A 22,754-nucleotide genomic window follows, 5' to 3' on the forward strand; every position below is an offset into this window, starting at 1 on the left:
CTCGAGTTTCTCTATGCGATAGAAAATACAGAAGTTGTTTTACATAAATGGTTGATTCCTAATGGAAACTCTTCTCTGCCAAAAGGACTGCAAAATTAATACATTTTTCTGAATTAACAAAACAAAACCGAAATGATTATCAGCCAATTGTTTATGAAGCAGAACATTTTAGCTTTTTCATCACGTTTAGTCCCGCTATCCGCTACAATCTTTTATGTCGAACCCCGCCATAAAAGGATTTCCACTCCTATCGGGGCTAGGTTAGGAAGTCTCGTTTTCATAAGAACCTTGAAAAACGAAACCCGACAGGTTTTAAAAACCTGTCGGGTTTACTATGTGTAACTATCTTTGCCAAAATTCAAAATTTTATCAAAGATTATTTTCAATCTTAATGACTCAAATTCTCTATTTCCTTCGGATCATGTTTATGTTTAAACAAAACAGCAAATGCAATTGCAATAACCAATGCATAAGCCGCAAAAGACAACCAGATCGTATGCCAGTCCTTCATTAAAACTGGATTTGTAAAAATGCCATCCGCAGAAATTGAATTCCCTTGGCTTTTTACAAATTCTACCATCTTTTCATTTGAAGCATCCGTTTGTAAAAATCCAGCTAATTCTGTTGTATTAGTAAATGATTTTGTAAAAAAACGATCAATTGCCCATCCTGAAGTCAAACTTCCTAAAACTGCTCCTACTCCATTGGTCATCATCATAAATAAACCTTGTGCAGAAGAACGAATTTTAGAATCTGTATTACTTTCTACGAATAACGAACCTGAAATATTAAAGAAATCAAATGCCATTCCGTAAACAATACAAGAAAGGATAATCATCCACAAACCATTAACTGGATCTCCAAAAGCAAACAATCCGAAACGTAAAACCCAAGCCAACATACTAATCAACATAACTTGTTTGATTCCGAAACGTCTTAAGAAAAACGGAATTGCCAAAATAAATAATGTCTCAGAAACTTGAGAAATCGACATAATAATAGTCGAATATTTAATTACAAAAGAATCAGCATATTTTGGAAAGTGTTTAAATTCATCTAAAAACACATCTCCATAAGCATTTGTCAATTGCAATGCTCCTCCTAAAAACATAGAAAAAACAAAAAACAAAGCCATTTTATAATTTGCAAATAATTTAAAAGACTCTAAACCAAAAGTTTCAATCCAAGTAGCATTTTCTTTAATCAAACGCTGTGGTTCACATTTTGGCAACGTAAATGCATAAATCCCAAGAATTAAAGCTCCTATTCCAGCAATATAAAACTGATATTCGGTTGCTTTACTTCCGCTTAGATTAGTAATCCACATCGCTACAATAAAACCGATTGTTCCCCAAACACGAATTGGCGGAAAATCTTTTACAATGTTTTTATTGTTTAATTTAAGCGAAGTATAAGAAATAGAATTACTCAAAGCGATAGTTGGCATATAACAGCACATTGCTAAAAGCATAACTATAATAAAAGTATCTGGCGTTGTAACTTGTGCAATTCCAAATAAAACAGCTGCGTACAAAATATGAAGAATCCCATACAATTTCTCAGCGTTTACCCATCTGTCGGCAATAATTCCGGTTAATGTAGGCATAAATAAAGAAGCGATTCCCATGGTTCCAAATACTAAACCAAATTGTGTTCCTTCCCAAATTTTGGTTCCAAACCAATAATTTCCAATTGTTATAAGCCAAGCTCCCCAAACAAAAAATTGAAGAAAGCTCATAAAGATTAACCTGTTTTTAATTCCCATATAGTGAAATTGTCTTTAAAGTAAAAAATGAAGCGGTAAAACTACCATTAAAAATAATATCTACAAAAAATTATATTGTTTTAACAACATCATTCACTAATTCTAAAACAGCTGCAAATTGTTCCTCTTTATTTAAGTAAGAATTATCAATCTCTATCGCATCATCAGCAATTACCAAAGGAGAATCTTCACGGTGTGTGTCCATATAATCTCTATCCACAACATTTTTCAAAACTTCTTCATAAGAAACATTATCACCTTTTTGCTGTAGCTCATCAAAACGTCTTTGTGCACGCGTTTCAGCACTTGCAGTCATAAAGATTTTAAGTTCAGCATTAGGAAAAACTACAGTCCCAATGTCACGGCCATCCATAACAATAGCTTTATTCGTTCCCATTTCCTGCTGCTGCTCTACTAACTTGGCACGAACCTCAGAAACCGCTGCCACTTTGCTAACGAAATTAGAAACTTCAATAGTTCTAATTTGTTTCTCTACGTTTTCACCATTTAAATACATTTCCGCAAAACCTAAATCAGCATTAAATTTGAATTCAAGTTTAATATCAGCTAATGCTTCAATCAAGGCTTCTTTCTTAAAAAAATCAACTCCAATCAAATTATGCTGCATAGCAAAATACGCAACCGCACGATACATCGCTCCTGTATCTACGTAAACATATTCTAGCTTTTTTGCTAACTGTTTTGCAAGAGTACTTTTTCCAGTAGATGAAAATCCGTCGATAGCAATGGTAATTTTTTTCAATTTTTTATTTTTAAATTTTTATTCTTTTAAAGCTTTATGTTTTTAATAATAAATACTCATTAAAATATCTGATTTAGAATCATCAATTAATCGTGCTATTCTTTCAAAGTATTTTTTATTAACCATAGGACAGCCATAACTATTGCAAATGTAGCCATCTTTCTCTTCATATGGAACATCATAATAATAATGAAAAACAATATCCCGTTTGAAAGCATTATTATTTGTCTCATCTAACCCATACAATCTATAAGCCTTTCCAAACTTTCCATAATAATGATTTCCGATAGAATACCTTCCTAATGAAGTGCTTAATGAATTTGGAACATTGCTAAAGCGAAGTTTTCCTCCTTTCCCGGTTTCAGAACCAGATCCATGCGCAACCAAACCTTTGTCTATAATTTTATTTGTTTTTAAATCATAAACAAAAAAGCGATTCTTTCCCGAAGGAATCTTCATATCTATAAAAAAAGCAATTTTATCATTGTATTTTGGATTCTTACGAATTAGCTCTTTAATATCAGTAACATGAGTTTCAATTCTTTTATACTCAGAAGATGATAAATCAATATTATTTTTATCGAAAATTATAAAATACCCAACCAAAATCACGAGAGCAAAAAGACATATGATAATTACTTTTTTCATTAAATGATCATTAATAGAAATATTTTCCTCTTACTTAAAAGAAAGTTTTTATTCTGTAAAAAAACTTACCGCCATAAATAAGACCAAATAGAATAGTTTTATGTAATTACTGAAAATTCAAGGTCAAACCAAAAAGACTTGTATTAGCCGCCAATGTATATCTAGAATATGAATAATTAAATTTTAACTTATTCATTCTTAAACCGAAACCTAATGAGACACCCGAAAAATTACGCTGTTCCTCCACTCGTAACTCCTCTCCTCTTCTAAAATTATATCCTACACGAAAATTGAATGCTTTTTTAGGAAAAAGTTCCACACCAAAAGCAACGTGTCTTAAAGCGTTATTTACAAAAGAAACCTTTTCCGGACTTGTAGATCCATCAATATTGGTTTCTCCACGATTGGGATTAGAAAAAGAGATATTCCATTGCTGAAGGTTTTCTAATGAAAGATGCCAGCGAATTGGCACATGCTCCAATTCTTGTGAAATACCAGCTACAATTTCAAACGGAAGATTTTCTTTAATTCCTGAATAAGTTGTAAACTGTGTTCCCATATTTCTAAACACAAGAGCGAAGTTCAAATCATTCATTTCATTTACATACAAGAAACCCAAGTCAACAGCGCCACCAATTGAATTATAACTTTCAAGAGACGATGTTATCAATTTAGCGGTTGCTCCTATATAAAAATCTGTGTACGGAACATTGTATGCGTATCCAAATGATAAAGCGCCTTCACTTCCTGTAAAATTAGAAGTAGCCTGTCCATTTTCGTCATAACCTTCAAAAGTGCCATAATTTACATAAGTAACTCCTGCATAAAAAGTCTGAACATGCCTATCATAGGTATATGCGTACGATGCTGTACCATATGAGGCCTCACCGTAATAACTTCCGTAATTTAATGCCAAATGATTGTCCATGTCTGCGTTTATTAAAGCGGGGTTTGACATGGCTTGATTGACGTCTTCATCATATATTGTAATAACATTTCCTCCTAATGCGGCCTGTCTTGGTGAAGTAGTAAGACTTAAAAATTGATAAGTGTAGCGCCCTCCAACTTGTCCGAAAGAATACGAACAAATTAAGATTATAAAAAATAAAACAACTTTTTTAAGCATTTGTTTTTGGCGCACCTATATGTGAATAACGCAACTGCAAATATAAAATTATATAACTCTTAAAATAATGTGAAATAAAAAAAATCCAAACTCCAATCATTAAAATTGGAATTTGGATTTTATATATTGTGATTTAAAATTATTATTTCAAATCTTTAGCATTTTTAACTTTTTGATCAGTCAAAGCAATTGCTAGAACTTCACTCATTTCTTTTACATAATGAAAAGAAAGACCTTCTAAATACTCCGCTTTAATTTCATCAATATCACTTTTATTTTCGTAGCAAAGAATAATTTCTTTAATTCCCGCTCTTTTGGCAGCTAAGATTTTTTCTTTGATTCCGCCAACTGGAAGTACTTTTCCTCTTAAAGTGATTTCTCCAGTCATCGCCAGACTTTTCTTCACTTTTCTCTGAGTTAAAAGAGAAACTAATGAAGTAAGCATTGCAATACCAGCACTTGGTCCATCCTTTGGAGTTGCTCCTTCTGGAACGTGTAAATGAATGTTATATTTCTGAAACAGTTCTGTACTAATACCTAATTTCTTAGCATTTGCTTTAATATACTCTAAAGCAATTGTAGCAGATTCTTTCATTACAGTTCCAAGATTTCCTGTAATAGTCAATGATCCTTTTCCCTCAGAAATTAAAGATTCAATAAAAAGGATATCTCCTCCAACACTTGTCCAAGCTAAACCAGTTACAACACCAGCAACATCATTATTTTCGTATTTATCGCGCTCTAATCTTGGTACTCCTAAAATTGCTACAACATCTTCATCTGTAACTTTTTTGTTGTATTCTTCTTCCATTGCAACAGATTTTGCTGCATTTCTAATAACTTGAGCTATTTTAGTTTCTAAGTTACGGACACCAGATTCTCTTGTGTAGCCTTCAATGATTTTTTCTAATTGCTTTTTGCCAATAGTCAAATCTTTTGCAGTTAATCCGTGAGCTTCTAATTGTTTTGGAAATAAATGTCTTTTGGCAATTTCTACTTTTTCTTCAATTGTATAACCTGACATTTTGATTACTTCCATTCTGTCACGCAAAGCAGGCTGAATAGCCGCCATATTATTAGAAGTTGCAATAAACATCACTTTAGACAAATCATATCCCATTTCTAGGAAATTATCGTAGAAAGCATTGTTTTGCTCTGGATCTAAAACCTCTAATAAAGCAGAAGATGGATCACCACTATTTCCGTTTGATAGTTTATCAATCTCGTCTAAAATAAATACAGGATTTGATGTTCCTGCTTTTTTCAAGCTCTGAATAATACGTCCTGGCATTGCTCCGATATAGGTCTTTCTATGACCGCGAATTTCTGCTTCATCTCGTAAACCTCCTAAAGAAATACGAACATATTCACGACCTAAAGCTTCTGCTACAGAACGACCAATAGAAGTTTTACCAACTCCTGGAGGCCCTGTCAAGCATATAATTGGCGATTTCATGTCATTTCGCAATTTTAAAACTGCCAAATGCTCAATCATTCTCTTCTTTACTTCGTCAAGACCGAAATGATCTTTATCTAATATCTTCTGAGCATGTTTCAAATCGAATTTATCTTTAGAATATTCGCCCCAAGGCAATTCTAAAAACAACTCTAAATAATTACGTTGAATTCCGAAATCAGGAGATTGCGGATTCATACGACGCATTTTAGACAATTCCTTTTCGAAATGTTTCTGCGTTTTCTCATCCCATTTTTTAGTTTTCGCCTTCTGCCCCATTTCGTCCATTTCCTCTTCCTGAGAAACACCGCCCAATTCTTCTTGAATGGTTTTCATTTGCTGGTGAAGGAAATATTCTCTTTGCTGCTGATCTAAATCAAAACGAACTTTTGATTGAATGTCATTCTTCAATTCTAATTTTTGAAGTTCAACATTCATATAACGTAAAGTCTCTAAAGCGCGCTCTTTTAATCCATTTATCGATAAAAGACCTTGTTTTTCTTTTACTGATAAATTCATGTTAGAAGATACGAAATTGATTAAAAATGATTGGCTTTCAATGTTTTTAATCGCAAAAGTAGCTTCCGAAGGAATATTTGGACTTTCTTTAATAATTTGAATCGCTAATTCTTTTACAGAATCTAAAATGGCTGTAAATTCAGTATCATTTTCGTCTGGACGCTCTTCAGCAACTTCTTTGATTGTTGCTGTCATATATGGTTCTTCAGCAACAACTTCGTCAATTTCAAAGCGTTTTTTACCCTGAAGAATAACCGTAACATTTCCATCAGGCATTTTAAGCACACGTAAAATACGCGCTACAGTTCCTACTTTATGAATATCATCTTTTGACGGATCTTCGTCTTCTTCATTAATTTGAGATACAACACCTATGATTTTTCCACCAGCATTTGCATCATTAATCAATTTAATAGATTTATCTCTTCCAGCAGAAATCGGAATAACAACTCCCGGAAACAATACAGTATTACGTAAAGGTAGAATTGGAAGCGAAACAGGAAGTTCCTCATTATTCATTTCCTCCTCGTCTTCTGGCGTCAATAATGGAATTAATTCTGCCTCTGAGTCAAATTCTTGAAGTGACAGATTGTCAATAGTAAGTATTTTATGGTTTGACATAATAAAATATAAGTCGTTTTGTCATTAAAATTGTTATGCTACCTGTAAAAGGAGTATTCCTTATTGAAGTTTTTACTGAAAACGAGTTTCGTCTTTCAATTACAAGATAGGGCATAAAAATAGACAATCATTATGCCAAAAGCAAAAGAAGTCAGTTCTAAAAATTATATTTTCACTTTCGGTCTAATGAAATTGAAAAAAAATAAAATTAATTTTATAAAAGTGTAACAAACAAAAAAAAGTAAAGTCATTAATAAAAACCAAAAGCCACTACTTGAATATAAACAACCAAAATATCGAAGAACTGATTGCGCTTTGTAAAAACAATAATCAGAAAGCGCAATTTGAAATATACAATCGCTATTGTAAAGCGATGTATAATGTGGCTTTTCGTATTGTAAAAGACGAACATTTTGCACAAGACGTCATGCAGGAAGGTTTCTTAAAAGCTTTTACAAAAATCAATGACTATAAACAAGAAGTGGCTTTTGGAGCATGGTTAAAAAGAATAATCATCAATTATAGCATCGATTTTTACAAGAAAAACAACTCTTTTCACGTAGAAGATTTAACGAAACAGCTTTATAAAATTGAAGAAAACGACGGAATTATTTCTGAAAACATTGACTTAAACTCTTTAAAAGTAAAACAAGTTTTAGATACTATTCTGCAGCTGAAAGACAATTACAGAATGGTACTGACGCTTTTTTATATAGAAGGTTATGATCAAGAAGAAATCTGCGAAATTTTAAACATCACATACGCAAATTGCAGAACAACTTTGAGCAGAGCCAAGGATAGTTTGAGAAAAAAATTGGAAGAGATATAAAATGAATTGGAATTATGAAAAATGAAAAAGACAACTTAGACGAATTATTCAACAGATTTGAAAATCAATGGGATATTCAGGAGTTAAATCCAGATCATCAGATGGATTTTCTTCAAAAACTAAACAAAAAAGAGCCTAAAAAAAGATATTGGTACGTGACAGCTATTGCCGCTTCCATTGTATTGATGCTTGGAGTCTCTCTTTTTTATAAAAATGAAAAACCAAAAGAATTCAAATTTGCTTCTAAGGAAACTAAACGTACCGATTCTATTTTCAATATTCTAATTGATAACGAACTGGTTAAGTTGAAAGAGAAAAATTCGCCAGAAAATCAGCAGATTATTAATGATGCAATGAAGCAGATGAAAACTTTCGATGCTGATTATCAAAAAATCATAAACGAATTGCAGAAAAATGGCGAGAATAAACAGATTATTTATGCAATGATAAGTAATCTACAAACACGTATTTCTTTTTTACAAACCGTTTTAAAAAGAATTGAAGACAACGAAAAACTAAAAAACACCTCTAATGAAAAAACACTATAATTTACTCATCTTACTTCTTTTGATTCCTTTTTTAGGATTTTCAAACGATGACTCTTTTATAACAAAACAAAAAAACATTAAAAAAACGTATATCGTGAACTCAAACGCAGGAATCGATGTTGATAACAAATACGGAAGCATTACTGTAACGACTTGGGACGAAGATAAAATTGATCTTGACATTACCATAAAAGTAAATGGACCAAACGAAAATTGGGTTAATGAACGTTTAAACAGCATTGATGTGGATATCACAGCTCTTAAAAACATGGTTACTGCTGTAACATCGTTAGGAAGTTCTAATGTTAAAAGTAAAGGAAGTAATAACAGTTTTGAAATCAACTATATTATTAAAATTCCTAAAAATGGGACAATTAAACTTGCCAATAAATATGGAAATATTTCGATTCCAAATGCAGAATCTTCTACAGATATTGAATGCAAATATGGAAAAGTTGTGTTGGGAAAATTAAACGGGTCTAGTAATCAGATTTCCATTCAATATTGCCAAAATTCAAGTATAGAGTATATAAAAGCAGGAAATATTGATGCTAGATATTCAAATCTTAAAATTAATGATTCTGGAAACCTAAATATTAATGCAAACTATACAGATATCAATCTAAATGACGGTCAAAACATTAAAGCTGATTGTAGTTATGGCACATTTAAATTTCAAAAAATCAATTCTTTAAGCGGTTCAGGAAATTATTTAACTTTTATTATTGGAGAAATGTCAAGTAACTTTAGTTACGATACGAATTACAGTAAAATAAGTATTGGAACAGTGACTGAAAAAGCTGGAAATATTAGTATAAACTCAGGATATACAGACATTACAATTGGTTACGTCCCAAACTACGCTTTTGACTTTGACATTTCGGCGAGATATTCGAATATCAAACATGATAGTTCTCTAGAAGTTTCAGTTTCTGAAGTCAAAAGTAATAGCAAAAGAATTGCGGGCTTTTACAAGAAAAAAGGCCAAAACAAAATCAATATCAATTCAAACTACGGAAATATTTCACTGACAAAAAAATAATCATCTAAAAATCAAAACAATGAAAAAATCAATTTTACTATTAGCATTAACTGCGTTTTTTACAAATAGTGTAGTAAATGCGCAAAACAAAGTACAAGGTAACGGAAAGATAGTTACTGAAACAAGATCTACTGGAGATTACGACGGTATTAAAATAGCAGGTTCTTTTGATGTGGACTTAGTGTCTGGAAAAGAGGGAAAAATCACCCTTAAAGGAGAAGAAAATTTACTAGCTGTGATCAAAGTTGAAGTTGAAGATAATTCGCTAAAAATTTATGTAGAAAAAGGAACTCAAATACGTACAAGTAATGGTAAAATTCAGGTTACCGTTCCATTTGAGAAAATTTCAGAATTAAGTTTAGCTGGTTCAGGAGACATACAGTCAAAAGACGTAATTAAAAATGATAACCTTGCAGTAAAATTATCTGGTTCAGGAAATTTTAATCTGCCAGTTGACACAAATAATTTAGAGTTACACGTAAGCGGATCTGGAAATATTAATTTAAAAGGAACTGCAGATAAACTTACAACCAAACTTTCTGGTTCTGGTGACATTGATGCTTCAAGCTTAAAATCTAAAGTTGTAGAAGCAAATGTTTCTGGATCGGGAAATAGCAAAGTAACTTGTGCCGAAAGCATAACTGCAAGAGTTGCTGGTTCGGGGAATATAAAATATATAGGAAATCCTGAGAAAAGAGATGTAAAAGTTTCTGGATCTGGAACTATTACAAAAGGTTAATTTTCTAAAAAATATCACGAATTACAAAAGAAATCATCAATCAAACAATCCTTGCAATTCGTGATATTATTTATTACAGAAGACGTTTCAATTAATTTGAAACGTCTTTTTTATGTACTCTTCTTAAAAGGAAAATTGAAGTTACAAAGAATATCGCCAGAATCACAATCGCCGCACGCGGACTTCCTGTAATCTGGTCAATAATTCCGTAAACACACATTCCGATTACGATTCCAATCTTTTCTGCTACATCATAAAAACTAAAGAATGATGCAGTATCTTCTGTTTCTGGCAATAGTTTTGAATATGTAGATCGTGATAAAGCTTGAATTCCTCCCATTACAAATCCTGCTACTGTGGCCATTACATAAAAATGCATTGGTAAGATTATAAAATAAGCCAAAGCACAAAATACTGCCCAAATTGCATTTATAAAAATCAAAGTTGGAACGTTACCAAATTTTTCAGATGCTCTTGAAGTTAAAACTGCACCCACAACAGCTACTAATTGAATAATTAAAATACAAATGATTAAACCAATTGTGCTTTGCTCTTTAGTTTCCCATTGAATTTCCTGAGCTCCAAAATAAGTTGCCACAAGCATTACAGTCTGAACAGCCATACTAGAAACAAAAAAACCTCCTAAATAACGTCGCAAAGGGATATTATTCTGTAATAAACCCCAAACCTTTTTTAGTTCTTTAAATCCATTAAATATTACAGATTTTGTTAGCTTCTGCCCTGTTTCTTTGCTTCCTTTTGGCAAATAGTAATACGTATATTGACTGAATAAAATCCACCAAACTCCAACCATTACAAAAGAATAACGCATTGCTTTCATAGCTGCTTCTCCATCAGTTCCTGATATTCCAAAGATTTTTGGCTTCATTATCATTCCTAAGTTGATGATTAACAAAATAACACTTCCTATATATCCTAAAGAATATCCTTTAGCACTAATTCTATCTTGCTGTTCTTCAAAAGCAATATCAGGTAAATAAGAATTATAGAAAACTAAACTTCCCCAGTATCCTAATAATCCAAGGAAATAAAATGCTAATCCGACATATATATTCTCAAGATTAAACCAATATAAACCCATACATGACAAAGCTCCCATGTAACAGAAAAATTTCATGAAGGATTTTTTATTACCTACATAATCTGCAATTCCAGATAACAAAGGAGAAATGAATGAAACAACCAAAAAGGCAGCCGCTGTGATAAAACTAATTAATGCCGAATTTTTTAGATGAAGACCGAAAACATCTATATAATGATCACGATCGCTGAATAAAGCTTCATAAAAAATTGGAAATACTGCCGAAGCGATTGTAAGTGTGTAAACTGAATTTGCCCAATCATAAAATGCCCAAGCATTTAAAAGCTTCTTATCTCCTTTTTGTAGGTTTTTCATAGAAATGGTTTTGTTAATAGGCTACGAATTTATCCATTTTTTACGATAAACAAATAGAATTTATTCAAATCGTACATTATTAAATTATGAAGTGTACTAAAACAAAAAAAGCTACTCCAAAGAATAGCTTTTAAATATATTTTTTATGTATTATTTTATCGTTCCAACTTTAAGCGCAATTGCTTTTGCTTCTGGAATTAAGGCTTTAATATTGGCAATTCTTGTAGCATCAGAAGGGTGTGTACTCATAAATTCCGGTGTAGAAGCCCCTCCAGATTTAGCAGCCATTCTGCTCCAGAATGCTACAGCATCATCTGGATTATAACCTGCAATGGCCATTAAAGTTAAACCAATTTTGTCTGCTTCACTTTCATTGCTTCTGCTAAATGGAAGCATGACACCAACTTCAGAACCAATTCCGTAAGCTTGTGCAAATATCTGTTGAGTTGCTTCAGATTTTCCGCTTGTGGCTGCTCCTAGCGCTGCACCACCAATTTGCTGTAATTGCGCTGCAGACATTCTTTGTGCTCCATGATTTGCTAAAGCATGCGAAACTTCGTGTCCCATTACGGTTGCCAAACCTGATTCATTTTGCGTTACTGGAAGAATCCCAGAATACACTACAATTTTACCGCCAGGAAGACACCAAGCATTTACTTCTTTATTATCCACCAATTTATATTCCCAGCGATAATCTTTTAAGTATTGCGTCTGACCTAAATAATTTAAATATTTTTCTGCAGCTGCCTTGATCTTAAACCCTACCGTTTCCACAAGTTTTGCATCTGCTGTTCCGGTAATAACTTTGTTCTCAGTTAAAAACTGGCTGTATTGCTGAAAAGAAGATGGAAACAATTCGCTATTTGAAACAAAATTCAAGTTTTGTTTCCCTGTAATTGGATTTGTTGCACAACCCATCATAAGTGCTCCAAAAACCCCTAAAAACACATATTTTTTCATAATTCGAGCTATTTTTATAACAAAAATACGATTAAAAAAGATAAAATGTTTTATACGATAAATCAAAAAAATATCAAAATTTGACTATTCGCCAACAATATGAAGTTCATTGAACTCTTTATCAATAATCAAGAAATGATTTAAATCAAAATTAATTTTGTCAAACTCAATTTTTTCATTATCAATTTCAATTTCTGTCACTTTAAATGGAAGCCCAATTAAATTGATTTTATATTTAGAATATGGTGTTTCGTATTTCCCTTCTTTATGAAGCTGAATGATAAGCTCTTTTTCTTTTCCTATATTTCTTAATGACAAATAGCTGTAACGCCCTTTCTTATAATCATAACCATCTTGAGCATCTTCATAAACTGCTGATTGCTCTTTACCGTTTTTATAATAAACGTCAAGTGTCAGTTCATCAAATTCTAATTCGCCTACATATTGCTGAACTGGATATTTAGGAATAATGGCGCCCGCTTTTACAAAAACAGGAATTTCATCAAATTTACTATCAATCCAGATTTCTCTTCCTCCAATAAAAAGCTCATTTGTCCAGTAGTTATACCATTCTCCTCTAGGAATATACATACGTCTACCTACAGCGTTAGGTTCAAGTATTGGACAAACTAGAATTTGGTTTCCAAAGATAAATTCATCGTTTCGATAATGGGTCTGCGTATCGTCCTGATCAAAGTAAACTAACGGTTTCAGCATTGGAACTCCTTCTTCAATGTATTGCCAAAACATCGTATATAAATAAGGAAGCAATTGATAGCGAAGACTAACAAATTTTCGGGTAATATTAATCACTTCTTCATCAAATGACCACGGTTCTTGATTTCCATGATCTCCAGAAGAGTGTGTTCTGCAAAATGGATGAAAAACGCCTAACTGAATCCAACGTGCATATAACTCGCCAGAAGGCTGTTCTGCAAATCCTCCAATGTCAGAACCTGTAAATCCCATTCCTGATATAGACATTCTCTGCACCTGTATATTTGCAATCCATAAATGTTCCCAAGTGGCCACATTATCTCCTGTCCAAGAAGAAGTGTAACGCTGCGCACCTGAATAAGCCGATCTTGTAATGACAAAAGGACGTTTCGGATAAGCAAATCGTTTTACACCATGATAAGTCGCCCTTGCCATTTGTGTTCCGTAAATGTTGTGTGCTTTTCTATGACTGCAAGGATTTCCATCGTAAAAATGGCGAACATCCATTGGAAATGTTTTATTTGGAACTTCCATTACAGCAGGTTCATTCATATCATTCCAAACTCCTTTTACGCCTATTTCTGAAACAAGTTCTTTAAATAAACCAGCCCACCATTCTCTAACTGCGGGATTTGTATAATCAGGAAAATTACATTCTCCTGGCCAAACTTTTCCTTTCATATAAGGACCGTCAGCTCTTTTACAGAAATAATCTTTTTCTAAAGCTTCTTTATAAACCCAATAATCTTTATCAATTTTAATTCCTGGATCGATGATTACAACGGTTTTAAAACCATCTTCAGCCAGTTCAGCGACCATCTTTTTTGGATCTGGAAAATAGTTTTTATTCCAAGTAAAACATCTGAATCCGTCCATATAATCAATGTCCAAATAAATGGCATCACACGGAATTTGAAGTTCCCTGAATTTTGAAGTGATTTCTTTTACTTTACTTTCTGGATAATAACTCCATTTGCATTGATGGTAACCTAAAACCCAAAGTGGCGGTAATTCTGGCTTTCCTGTTAAATCAGTATAAGTAGTTACGACATCTTGCATCTGTGGACCGTAAATGAAATAATAATTCATTTCGCCACCTTCTGCCCAAAAACTGGTAATATTTCTTCTTTCCTGACAAAAATCAAAGAAAGTCCTAAAAGTATTGTCAAAAAATATTCCATAAGACTGTTTGTTGTGCAAGCCAATGTAAAACGGAACAACTTTATATAAAGGTTCCTGATCTTTTTGGTAAGCATATTGATCTGTAGCAAAATTTTCTACTCTCTTACCCTTTAGATTCATTTGAGTGGCTTTATCTCCAAGACCGTAATAACATTCTCCATCTTTGGAGTATTTACTCATTTTTACAATATTTCCGCCATATTCGTAGCTTTCTTCCCAATGAAAACCAAGTTCATCTTCCAGAATTAGAAAATCGTTTAAATCATAAATGGAGAGACGAAGATCTGCTTTTTGGATTTTACATTTTACTTTACTCGTCCTAATCTGGAAGTACGTTTCTTCTTCTGTAAGTTCTAAGAAATTATAACCGTGAAGCTGTGTTTTATCGATAGCATATGAGAAGTCGTTACTGAAATAACCTTTTGTAGTAAAACGAAATCGGATTAAACTATCACGAAGAATAGTAACTTTTAAAATTACTTTGTTATCCGTATTAAAGAAAATAGAATCTCCTTCATGTTCATAAGAGACAATTTTTGATGGATATAAATCGCCTTTGTATTCTAATGATGTGTTTGTAATCATATCTCGAATGAATTAATTTAACATTTTCCTTCTTTTCAAACATACAAAAAAAGTTCGTAACACCCTATGAATAAAAGGTTTATTAACGAAAACGTTTTTTCTGAATGAGTTTCAAATTACAAAAGAAAAAATCAGCAATTTGATAATTTTGAAACGATATAATGACAAAATCTCAGTTCAAGATTTTTTATTCAATCAAAGAATATATGGTAACACTTAAAGGCGGTAAAATTAATGCTGCAGAAAAATCTCTTCCATCATAAGCGATTGTTTCAATTTTTAATGCTTTAGAATTTTCGACACCGCCTCCACCATACATTACAGCGTCACTATTAAAAATCTCTTGCAATTTCCCTTTTTTAAGAATGCCAATTCTATAATTTTCTCGCACAACTTGAGTAAAATTGCACACCACAATCAAATTTTCATCAGGATTATTTCCTTTTCGGATATAAGACAAAATAGCATTCTGATGATCTGAATAATTAATCCATTCAAAACCATCGCTTCTAAATTGCTTTTCATATAATGCAGGCTGTGATTTATACAATTGATTCAAATCTGTAATCAATCTTTTTATTCCAGAATGAAAATCATACTGCAGCAAATGCCAGTCTAAACTTTGTTCGAAATTCCATTCAGAAGTTTGACCAAATTCGGCTCCCATAAACAAAAGTTTTGTTCCTGGATGTGTAAACATATAGCCATATAACAATCTCAAATTTGCAAAACGTTGCCATTCGTCGCCTGGCATTTTATAAATGAGGGAATTTTTCCCATACACAACTTCGTCATGCGAAAACGGAAGCATGAAATTTTCAGTGAAAGCGTATGTCATCGAAAAAGTCAATTCATTCTGATGATATTTTCTATAGACCGTTTCTTTTTGAAAGTATTTAAGAGTATCGTGCATCCACCCCATCATCCATTTCATTCCAAAACCTAAACCTCCGATAGATGTCGGTCTTGAGACCATTGGAAACGAAGTACTTTCTTCTGCAATAGTCTGAACTCCATCAAAATTAGAATAAATTACTTCATTAAATTCTTTAAGAAAACTTATAGAATCGAGATTTTCTCTTCCTCCAAAAATATTGGCTTCCCATTCGCCCTCTTTTCGAGAATAATCCAAATAAAGCATCGAAGCTACAGCATCAACTCTGAGTCCGTCAATATGATAATTTTGAAGCCAAAAAACGGCATTGCTTATTAGGAAAGCACGAACTTCATTTCTTCCATAATTGAAAACTAAGCTTTTCCAATCTGGATGATAACCTTTTCTACGATCGGGATGTTCATACAAATGAGAACCATCAAAAAAACCTAAACCGTGCGCGTCATCTGGAAAATGAGACGGAACCCAATCTAAAATTACTCCAATTCCTTCCTGATGCAATCGATCCACCAAAACCATAAAATCCTGTGGTTTGCCAAAGCGTGAACTCGGAGCAAAATATCCAGTTAATTGATATCCCCAAGAAGGATCATACGGATATTCCATAACAGGCATGAACTCAACATGCGTAAAGCCAGTTTCTTTTACATATTTGACTAAATCATCTGCGAGTTCCAAATAAGTCAAAAACCGATTATGTTCTGCTCTTTTCCAAGATCCTAAATGCACTTCATAAACTGAATATGGTTTGTCTAATGCATTATATTCCTGACGCTTCTGCATCCAATTTTGATCTTTCCATTTATAATCTAAATCCCAAACTACAGAGGCTGTGTGAGGAGGTTTTTCGCAATAACGAGCAAAGGGATCGGCCTTTTCTGTAATTACGCCATTGATATTGGATTGAATTTTATACTTATAAAGCGCTCCTTTCGAAATATCAGGAATAAATCCTTCCCAAATTCCCGAAGAATCCCAGCGCACATTTAAATTATGTTCGCCCTGTGTCCAATAATTAAAATCGCCAATTACAGAAACAGATTGAGCCGTTGGAGCCCAAACAGCAAAATAAATACCTTTAACTCCGTTCACCTCAGTTAAATGAGCCCCTAATTTTTCATATAATCTGAAGTGCTTTCCGGCTTTGAATAAATCTATATCAAAATCAGTAAAAAGAGAATGTGCGATTACTTTAGTCATATTTATTTTTTAAGGCAATTGAGATTTAGTCCCGATAGCTATCGGGATTATTATTATTGAAGTTTCATTTTGGTCATTCAATTCTAAAGTTATCAGAAAGCGTCACTCCTTTTTTAATAACAACAATACCATCTTTTATGCTATACAATTCATTGGTAAAATTGTCTAAATGTTTTCCTCCGCTAATATGAACATTGTTTCCAATACGCACATTTTTATCAATCAAAGCGTTATTTATAAAGCAGTTTTCGCCAATTCCGACATGAATTTTATTAATACTGCTTTCATGGTTCATTTCATCAAGATCTTGATAAAAATCGTTCCCCATAACATAGCAGTTCTCTAAAACAGTTCCTTCTCCAATTCTTGAGCGAATTCCAATAACCGAACTTTTGATTTCTTTCGCATTGATAATGCAACCTTCAGAAATTAAAGATTGATTGATAATTGAATTTCTAAATTTGGATGGCGGCAGTAATCTTGGCCTTGTAAAGATTTTATTTTCATTATCAAACAAATTAAATTCAGGAATATCTGCTGTTAAACCGATATTGGCTTCAAAAAATGATTCAATATTTCCGATATCAGTCCAATATCCCTCATATTGATAACTTAGTATTTTATGTTTTCCAACAGATTGCGGAATAATTTCTTTACCAAAATCTTTCGTTTCTTGATCAGCCATTAATTCTTCCAGCAATGACTTATTGAAAATATAAATTCCCATCGAAGCTAGATATTTTTTGCCTTTTTCCTGCATTTGCTCACTCACTTCAGATTCCCACTCAGGCAATAAGGAAGCATGAGGTTTTTCTATAAACGCATGAATATTGTTTTCGTGATCGGTTTTAAGAATACCAAATTCAGGAGCATCTTTTGCATTTACGGGTAAAGTTGCAATAGAAATTTCAGCATCAGCAGCAATATGAGCTTCTAGCATTTCATTAAAATCCATTTGATACAATTGATCCCCAGAAAGAATTAAAGCGTGGTCGAAATCGTGTTTCAAAAAATGAGACATACATTGTCTAACAGCATCAGCCGTTCCTTGAAACCAAGTTGGATTGTCTGGAGTTTGTTCAGCAGCCAATATATCAACAAAAGACTGGCTAAAAATGCTAAAATTGAAAGTGTTTTTAATATGGGCATTTAGAGATGCAGAATTAAACTGTGTCAAAACAAATATTTTAAAAATATCAGAATTGATACAATTCGAAATCGGGATATCAACCAAACGATATTTTCCTCCAATCGGAACGGCCGGTTTTGATCTTGTTTCTGTCAATGGAAATAAACGTGAACCTTGTCCACCTCCTAAAATAATGGCGACTACATTTTTCTTTTTAAATTTCATCTTGCTGAATTATTAAGTTGTATATTTCGATATATTCTTGGCAAACTCTTTCCCAGGAATGATCTGCTGACATTCCTCTTTTTAAAACTTTATTAAAGTTTATCTTATCCTCATACAACCTAACCGCACGATTTATTGAATAGCATATATCAGCCACAGAAGCTTGATCATGACAAACTCCGTTTCCTTCATCTCCAAAATCAATAACCGTATCTCTCAATCCTCCCGTTCTTCTAACAATCGGAATTGTTCCGTAACGCATCGCATACATCTGATTTAATCCGCAAGGTTCAACCCTAGAAGGCATTAAAATATAATCTGAACCTGCGTAAATCAAATGTGCCAATTCTTCATTATAACCTATAAAAACATTGTAATTTCCTTTATAATCATTTCGCAACTGAATCAACTGTGACTCAATTTCTGCATTCCCTGATCCCAAAATCAAAATATTAATTTCTTCGAAATGTTCTGATAAAGCCAAAGTAGAAGCATGCGGGAGCAAATCGCCTCCTTTTTCTTCAAACAATCTCCCAATAAAGCTAAACAGTGGTTTTGAAGGATCTAAATCAAACTCTTCACAGAGTTTTTCTTTATTTTTCTGTTTTCCTATTTCAAAATCTTCAATCGAATAATTTTCTTCAATCATTTGATCTTTCATCGGATTCCAAACTTCAATATCAATTCCGTTTAAAATTCCTCGTGATTTATTTCGGACAGAATTAAACAGAGATTCTAAACCATTGGCAGAAATATTAATTTCATTTAAATAACTTGGAGAAACCGTAGTCACTGCATTTGCACATTTGATTCCTACTGCCAAAGAATTTATCGAATTGCTCCATTCTAAAAATCCAACATGTTTCAAATCAAACTCTGGCAGATAATATAACTTATCAAAACCAAACCATCCTTGATACAAACCATTATGAATCGTTATGACTGTTTTTACATCCTTTAGACTCTCATACTTATAAGCAAATTGAAGCAAAAACGGAATAACTCCTGTATGATGGTCATGGCAATTAATAATATCTGGAATTTTACTACGTCCTATAATCCAATCGAGTGTTGCAATTTGAAAAGATAAAAATCTTTCTATATCATCTTCATAGCCATAAACATTCGGACGAGTGAATAATTCATTAATTTCTATTAAATACAGCTCATATCCCAATTTATTTGTTGTTTCCTTTAAAACGCTAAACGGAAAATTAAAATCTCCTAATTTAACTGTTCCCCAATGAACACATTCAAAATCATTTTCATGTCTAAACTTCGTGTCATAACAAGGAATTACAACTCTAACATCATTTCCTGCAGATTGCTGATATTTAGGCAATGCACCAACTACATCTCCCAAGCCTCCAACCTTTGCTACAGGATAACATTCTGCACTAATATGAAATATTTCCATTCAAGAAATTAATTTATGATTATAGATAACTAGCAATCATTTAAATGCTATTTTTATGCTTTTTAAATTTAGCAAAAAAACAAGCAATATCCTTCTTTTAAATCAGTTTTATTGAAATGGCAAAAAAGGCAATTAATCCTACTAAATCATTAAAAATTCCGAATATTATTATAATTTCTGCGAAAATTTGCGCTTTTATATCAACTAAATTAGTTACAAAGTTTGCTGCAAAAATTTTCACAAGTCCAATAAAGCACAAAGTTCCAAAACGCGAATTGGAAATGGATTCACAAAGTCAGCAAAAATTAGTTTATGTTCCTACTATTGATAAAAGCGTAGTCACTTATGTATATGGTAAAAGCCAACGTAAAGTATTATTGGTTCATGGCTGGTCTGGAAGAGGAACTCAACTTTTTAAAATCGCGGATGAACTTCTAGCAAATGGCTATTCAACAGTTAGTTTTGACGCACCAGCACATGGAAAATCAAAAGGGCAAACGTCAATAATGTCTGAATTTATAGCTTCAATTTTAGAAATTGAAAAACAATTTGGCCCTTTTGAAATTGCAATAGGCCATTCTTTAGGTGGAATGTCTGTTCTTAATTCTATTAAAGATGGACTTAAAGTAGAAAAAGCAGTAATTTTAGGAAGTGGTGATATTGTTCAGGATATTTTAGATGAATTTACTTTTAAATTAGGATTGAAGAAAGAAATTAGCATACATCTAAGAGATTATTTTGAAAGTATGTACCAAGTTAAAATGGATGATTTTTCAGCTTATAAAGCTGCTCAGAAAGTAGAAATCCCCGTTTTGGTTATGCATGATAAAGACGATCCTGAAGTTTCAGTTAAAGCAGGAATACATATTCATGAAAACCTTAAAAATGGTACCTTGTTTTTAACTGAAGGACTTGGACACAGAAAAATATTAGGAAATCATAGTGTAATTAAAAAAATTCTCGAATTCATACAAAATCCGTAAATTTATAAATATAAAAAACTAATTATCAATATTTTAAACTTTAAGAAAATGGATTTATTTGAACAGACTTCGGATTGGGAAACAAAATTAAAGCCCATTTTAAAAAAATACAAAGGAAAAAAGCATCCTCTGGAATATCATAACACTTATCAATTGCTTGTAATGGTTATACTTTCAGCACAAGATTCTGATGCCAATATAAATACTATAGCACCTAAATTATTCGAAAAATATCCAACACTAAAAAGCATATCACAAACCAATATAGAAACTTTTACATCACATATTACTAAAGTTCGAAATTACACTACAAAAGCTCAATGGATTCTAGATATAGCAAAAACTATTAAAGAAGATGCAAATATTCCTCTAACAATGTCTGGATTAACAGCTCTAAAAGGTGTTGGAAGAAAATCTGCAAATGTTATACTAAGAGAAACAAATAAACCCGCAGAAGGAATTATTGCTGACTTACACGTTATCCGTGTTGCCCCGAGAATCGGAATTATAAAAGAAAGTAAAGATGGTAATAAGGTAGAAAAAGATTTAATGCAAGTTCTTCCTAAGAATATTTGGTCAGAAATAGGAATGGCAATTTCTTTTTTAGGAAGAGAGACCTGCAGACCAAAACCTAAATGTCTTGAATGCCTATTAGCAGACATTTGCCTTTACTATAATACAGAAGTAATCTAACTCTTCCTTCTAGTATCAATTAAATAAATAATCTTCCAGGAATCTTTTTCTCTAAATAATGTAAAAGCATTCACTCCTGTATGACTCAATTTATCATTGATATAAAATTCATATGGAGCCCAAACATGTGCCATACTACCATCAATCTGAATATTATAGCTTAAAATTTTCTCCTGAAATTTCATGCTTGCAGGAATTGAAGCAATAGATTTATAAAATTCTTTTGCGCTTTCATTAGACAATTTATTCCCTTTTACAGTACTTTCGCTAATGGATTGCAAAATCATTTTATCTGCACAAACTAATTTAATCTTTGTTGAGTCTCTTTGATGAAATCCTTCAAAAAAAGATTCAATGCATTTTTGAGCTTCTTGTTTTTGAGCATTACATGATAATCCGCAAAGAAAAAATAAGATAATTGCGTAAGTTCTCATAATTCTTAGATATTAAACACCAAATTGAGAAAAATGATGATCCAGATGTTTTGCAAACATATTATTCCACTCTTTAGATGACAGTTTACCAAATGAAAGAGATTCTTTCCCTTCAAATTCTTTTTCTCCTAATTCTTGTGTTTTTTGAATATATAAAATCAATCTATTTTTTTCCAATTCAAAATCACGATCGCCTTTAATAATAAATTGTGGAGCTGTACTAATATTCTTTGGATAAGGAGATTCACTCACTACTTTATTTTTAGCTAATAATTTTAAAAGGAGTTTTATAAAAGCATTTGGTTTAGGATGAATATTATCATAGACCATTTCATACGTTACATTGCAATGAGCTAACATTTGGTCAACAGACATCTTACCCCAAAGTGGTCTAGAATCAGATTTAAGCTGATTCACTCTATTTACAAATTGATCACAATCTTCTTTCAGAAAAACATTTTGCATAGTTTACAAATATTATAATAACAAAGTAAAAATATAAAATTTAGAGGCTGATCTCAATTTAATCCCAAAAAAAAACTTCAATTAGCAAAAGCTAATTGAAGTTTTAGTACTCAGAGCGGGACTTGAACCCGCACGAACATTGCTGTTCACTGGATTTTAAGTCCAGCGTGTCTACCAATTTCACCATCCGAGCATTATGTGGTACCTCCAGGGATCGAACCAGGGACACATGGATTTTCAGTCCATTGCTCTACCATCTGAGCTAAGGTACCATTATCACTCATATTTCTATAAGTGAAGATTAGAATAAAAAACCCCGTTAAAAAAAACAGGGTTTTTCAAAAGAAAGGCGACGACATACTCTCCCACAATAATGCAGTACCATCTGCGCAGGCG

The 22,754-nt window shown here is 32.5% G+C and carries 19 protein-coding genes and 2 tRNA genes; 6 read left to right on the forward strand and 15 right to left on the reverse strand.

Annotation, left to right across the window (positions count from 1 at the left end; translation table 11 throughout):
• Positions 1-388 precede the first annotated feature (388 nt).
• From DMA14_RS12710 to lon, 5 genes are all read right to left on the reverse strand, one after another.
• Positions 389-1,765 carry a nucleoside permease gene (locus DMA14_RS12710; protein WP_111425011.1) on the reverse strand — a complete coding sequence of 459 codons (1,377 nt, stop codon included), beginning with the start codon at positions 1,763-1,765 and terminating at the stop codon, positions 389-391.
• A gap of 70 nt (positions 1,766-1,835) precedes the next feature.
• Entirely contained in the window at positions 1,836-2,528 is a 693-nt protein-coding gene (gene cmk, locus DMA14_RS12715; RefSeq protein WP_111425012.1) for a (d)CMP kinase, read from the reverse strand.
• A gap of 42 nt (positions 2,529-2,570) precedes the next feature.
• Positions 2,571-3,176, reverse strand: a complete 606-nt coding sequence (locus tag DMA14_RS12720) for a murein L,D-transpeptidase catalytic domain-containing protein (RefSeq protein ID WP_111425013.1) — start codon at positions 3,174-3,176, stop codon at positions 2,571-2,573.
• 106 nt (positions 3,177-3,282) lie between these two features.
• On the reverse strand, positions 3,283-4,302 hold the full coding sequence (gene porQ, locus DMA14_RS12725) for a type IX secretion system protein PorQ (protein WP_111425049.1): 1,020 nt from the start codon (positions 4,300-4,302) through the stop codon (positions 3,283-3,285).
• Between the two features lie 142 nt (positions 4,303-4,444).
• The gene (lon, locus tag DMA14_RS12730; protein ID WP_111425014.1) at positions 4,445-6,898 is read right to left on the reverse strand and encodes an endopeptidase La; all 2,454 of its coding nucleotides are present in this window, start codon (positions 6,896-6,898) and stop codon (positions 4,445-4,447) included.
• Between the two features lie 274 nt (positions 6,899-7,172).
• On the opposite strand from lon, the gene DMA14_RS12735 reads away from it, so the two are divergent.
• The 4 genes from DMA14_RS12735 to DMA14_RS12750 are packed head-to-tail and all read left to right on the forward strand — an operon-like array spanning position 7,173 to position 10,056.
• Positions 7,173-7,727 carry an RNA polymerase sigma factor gene (locus DMA14_RS12735; RefSeq protein ID WP_111425015.1) on the forward strand — a complete coding sequence of 185 codons (555 nt, stop codon included), beginning with the start codon at positions 7,173-7,175 and terminating at the stop codon, positions 7,725-7,727.
• 14 nt (positions 7,728-7,741) lie between these two features.
• Positions 7,742-8,275 (forward strand): anti-sigma factor, encoded by a 534-nt coding sequence (locus tag DMA14_RS12740; RefSeq protein ID WP_111425016.1) that lies wholly within the window; start codon positions 7,742-7,744, stop codon positions 8,273-8,275.
• Positions 8,259-9,317 (forward strand): hypothetical protein, encoded by a 1,059-nt coding sequence (locus DMA14_RS12745; protein ID WP_111425017.1) that lies wholly within the window; start codon positions 8,259-8,261, stop codon positions 9,315-9,317. The genes DMA14_RS12740 and DMA14_RS12745 overlap by 17 nt, the downstream gene beginning before the upstream one ends.
• Positions 9,318-9,336: 19 nt before the next feature.
• Positions 9,337-10,056: a head GIN domain-containing protein gene (locus DMA14_RS12750; RefSeq protein WP_111425018.1), complete on the forward strand. Its 720-nt coding sequence runs from the start codon at positions 9,337-9,339 to the stop codon at positions 10,054-10,056.
• A 91-nt stretch (positions 10,057-10,147) separates the two neighbouring features.
• On the opposite strand, the gene DMA14_RS12755 is transcribed toward DMA14_RS12750, so the two are convergent.
• From DMA14_RS12755 to DMA14_RS12780, 6 genes are all read right to left on the reverse strand, one after another.
• Positions 10,148-11,473 carry an MFS transporter gene (locus tag DMA14_RS12755; RefSeq protein WP_111425019.1) on the reverse strand — a complete coding sequence of 442 codons (1,326 nt, stop codon included), beginning with the start codon at positions 11,471-11,473 and terminating at the stop codon, positions 10,148-10,150.
• A gap of 150 nt (positions 11,474-11,623) precedes the next feature.
• Positions 11,624-12,433, reverse strand: coding sequence for a M48 family metallopeptidase (locus DMA14_RS12760; RefSeq protein ID WP_111425020.1), 810 nt, complete (start codon positions 12,431-12,433; stop codon positions 11,624-11,626).
• 84 nt (positions 12,434-12,517) lie between these two features.
• Complete coding sequence (locus DMA14_RS12765) at positions 12,518-14,917, reverse strand: glycoside hydrolase family 31 protein (RefSeq protein ID WP_111425021.1); 2,400 nt, start codon at positions 14,915-14,917, stop codon at positions 12,518-12,520.
• 187 nt (positions 14,918-15,104) lie between these two features.
• Positions 15,105-17,012: a 1,4-alpha-glucan branching protein GlgB gene (gene glgB, locus DMA14_RS12770; protein ID WP_111425022.1), complete on the reverse strand. Its 1,908-nt coding sequence runs from the start codon at positions 17,010-17,012 to the stop codon at positions 15,105-15,107.
• A gap of 73 nt (positions 17,013-17,085) precedes the next feature.
• The gene (locus DMA14_RS12775) at positions 17,086-18,366 is read right to left on the reverse strand and encodes a glucose-1-phosphate adenylyltransferase (RefSeq protein WP_111376318.1); all 1,281 of its coding nucleotides are present in this window, start codon (positions 18,364-18,366) and stop codon (positions 17,086-17,088) included.
• Positions 18,356-19,783, reverse strand: a complete 1,428-nt coding sequence (locus DMA14_RS12780) for a glycogen synthase (RefSeq protein ID WP_111425023.1) — start codon at positions 19,781-19,783, stop codon at positions 18,356-18,358. The genes DMA14_RS12775 and DMA14_RS12780 overlap by 11 nt, the downstream gene beginning before the upstream one ends.
• Positions 19,784-19,899: 116 nt before the next feature.
• Here DMA14_RS12780 and DMA14_RS12785 point away from each other — a divergent pair, with 116 nt between their 5' ends.
• Together DMA14_RS12785 and DMA14_RS12790 are read left to right on the forward strand one after the other, a co-directional pair.
• On the forward strand, positions 19,900-20,766 hold the full coding sequence (locus DMA14_RS12785) for an alpha/beta hydrolase (RefSeq protein WP_111425024.1): 867 nt from the start codon (positions 19,900-19,902) through the stop codon (positions 20,764-20,766).
• Between the two features lie 48 nt (positions 20,767-20,814).
• On the forward strand, positions 20,815-21,459 hold the full coding sequence (locus tag DMA14_RS12790; RefSeq protein ID WP_111425025.1) for an endonuclease III domain-containing protein: 645 nt from the start codon (positions 20,815-20,817) through the stop codon (positions 21,457-21,459).
• On the opposite strand, the gene DMA14_RS12795 is transcribed toward DMA14_RS12790, so the two are convergent.
• The 4 genes from DMA14_RS12795 to DMA14_RS12810 form a co-directional block, all read right to left on the reverse strand.
• Positions 21,456-21,893 carry a nuclear transport factor 2 family protein gene (locus DMA14_RS12795; protein WP_111425026.1) on the reverse strand — a complete coding sequence of 146 codons (438 nt, stop codon included), beginning with the start codon at positions 21,891-21,893 and terminating at the stop codon, positions 21,456-21,458. The genes DMA14_RS12790 and DMA14_RS12795 overlap by 4 nt on opposite strands.
• Positions 21,894-21,905: 12 nt before the next feature.
• Positions 21,906-22,358, reverse strand: coding sequence for a DUF1569 domain-containing protein (locus DMA14_RS12800; RefSeq protein ID WP_111425027.1), 453 nt, complete (start codon positions 22,356-22,358; stop codon positions 21,906-21,908).
• Between the two features lie 107 nt (positions 22,359-22,465).
• Positions 22,466-22,551: transfer RNA gene (locus tag DMA14_RS12805), tRNA-Leu, on the reverse strand.
• A 6-nt stretch (positions 22,552-22,557) separates the two neighbouring features.
• Positions 22,558-22,630, reverse strand: a tRNA-Phe gene (locus tag DMA14_RS12810).
• Positions 22,631-22,754: the final 124 nt, after the last annotated feature.

Origin of the sequence: Flavobacterium sharifuzzamanii (assembly GCF_003254585.1) — a bacterium.
GTDB classification, from domain to species: domain Bacteria; phylum Bacteroidota; class Bacteroidia; order Flavobacteriales; family Flavobacteriaceae; genus Flavobacterium; species Flavobacterium sharifuzzamanii.

Bases quoted from the DNA above. Each gene is read 5' to 3' on its own strand.
- DMA14_RS12755 (WP_111425019.1), bottom strand. From the start codon at position 11,473: ATGAAAAACCTACAAAAAGGAGATAAGAAGCTTTTAAATGCTTGGGCA.
- DMA14_RS12780 (WP_111425023.1), bottom strand. From the start codon at position 19,783: ATGGAAATATTTCATATTAGTGCAGAATGTTATCCTGTAGCAAAGGTT.
- glgB (WP_111425022.1), bottom strand. From the start codon at position 17,012: ATGACTAAAGTAATCGCACATTCTCTTTTTACTGATTTTGATATAGAT.
- DMA14_RS12765 (WP_111425021.1), bottom strand. From the start codon at position 14,917: ATGATTACAAACACATCATTAGAATACAAAGGCGATTTATATCCATCA.
- lon (WP_111425014.1), bottom strand. From the start codon at position 6,898: ATGTCAAACCATAAAATACTTACTATTGACAATCTGTCACTTCAAGAA.
- DMA14_RS12720 (WP_111425013.1), bottom strand. From the start codon at position 3,176: ATGAAAAAAGTAATTATCATATGTCTTTTTGCTCTCGTGATTTTGGTT.
- DMA14_RS12785 (WP_111425024.1), top strand. From the start codon at position 19,900: ATGGCAAAAAAGGCAATTAATCCTACTAAATCATTAAAAATTCCGAAT.
- DMA14_RS12710 (WP_111425011.1), bottom strand. From the start codon at position 1,765: ATGGGAATTAAAAACAGGTTAATCTTTATGAGCTTTCTTCAATTTTTT.
- DMA14_RS12750 (WP_111425018.1), top strand. From the start codon at position 9,337: ATGAAAAAATCAATTTTACTATTAGCATTAACTGCGTTTTTTACAAAT.
- DMA14_RS12745 (WP_111425017.1), top strand. From the start codon at position 8,259: ATGAAAAAACACTATAATTTACTCATCTTACTTCTTTTGATTCCTTTT.
- porQ (WP_111425049.1), bottom strand. From the start codon at position 4,302: ATGCTTAAAAAAGTTGTTTTATTTTTTATAATCTTAATTTGTTCGTAT.
- DMA14_RS12800 (WP_111425027.1), bottom strand. From the start codon at position 22,358: ATGCAAAATGTTTTTCTGAAAGAAGATTGTGATCAATTTGTAAATAGA.
- DMA14_RS12795 (WP_111425026.1), bottom strand. From the start codon at position 21,893: ATGAGAACTTACGCAATTATCTTATTTTTTCTTTGCGGATTATCATGT.
- DMA14_RS12775 (WP_111376318.1), bottom strand. From the start codon at position 18,366: ATGAAATTTAAAAAGAAAAATGTAGTCGCCATTATTTTAGGAGGTGGA.
- DMA14_RS12760 (WP_111425020.1), bottom strand. From the start codon at position 12,433: ATGAAAAAATATGTGTTTTTAGGGGTTTTTGGAGCACTTATGATGGGT.
- DMA14_RS12790 (WP_111425025.1), top strand. From the start codon at position 20,815: ATGGATTTATTTGAACAGACTTCGGATTGGGAAACAAAATTAAAGCCC.
- DMA14_RS12740 (WP_111425016.1), top strand. From the start codon at position 7,742: ATGAAAAATGAAAAAGACAACTTAGACGAATTATTCAACAGATTTGAA.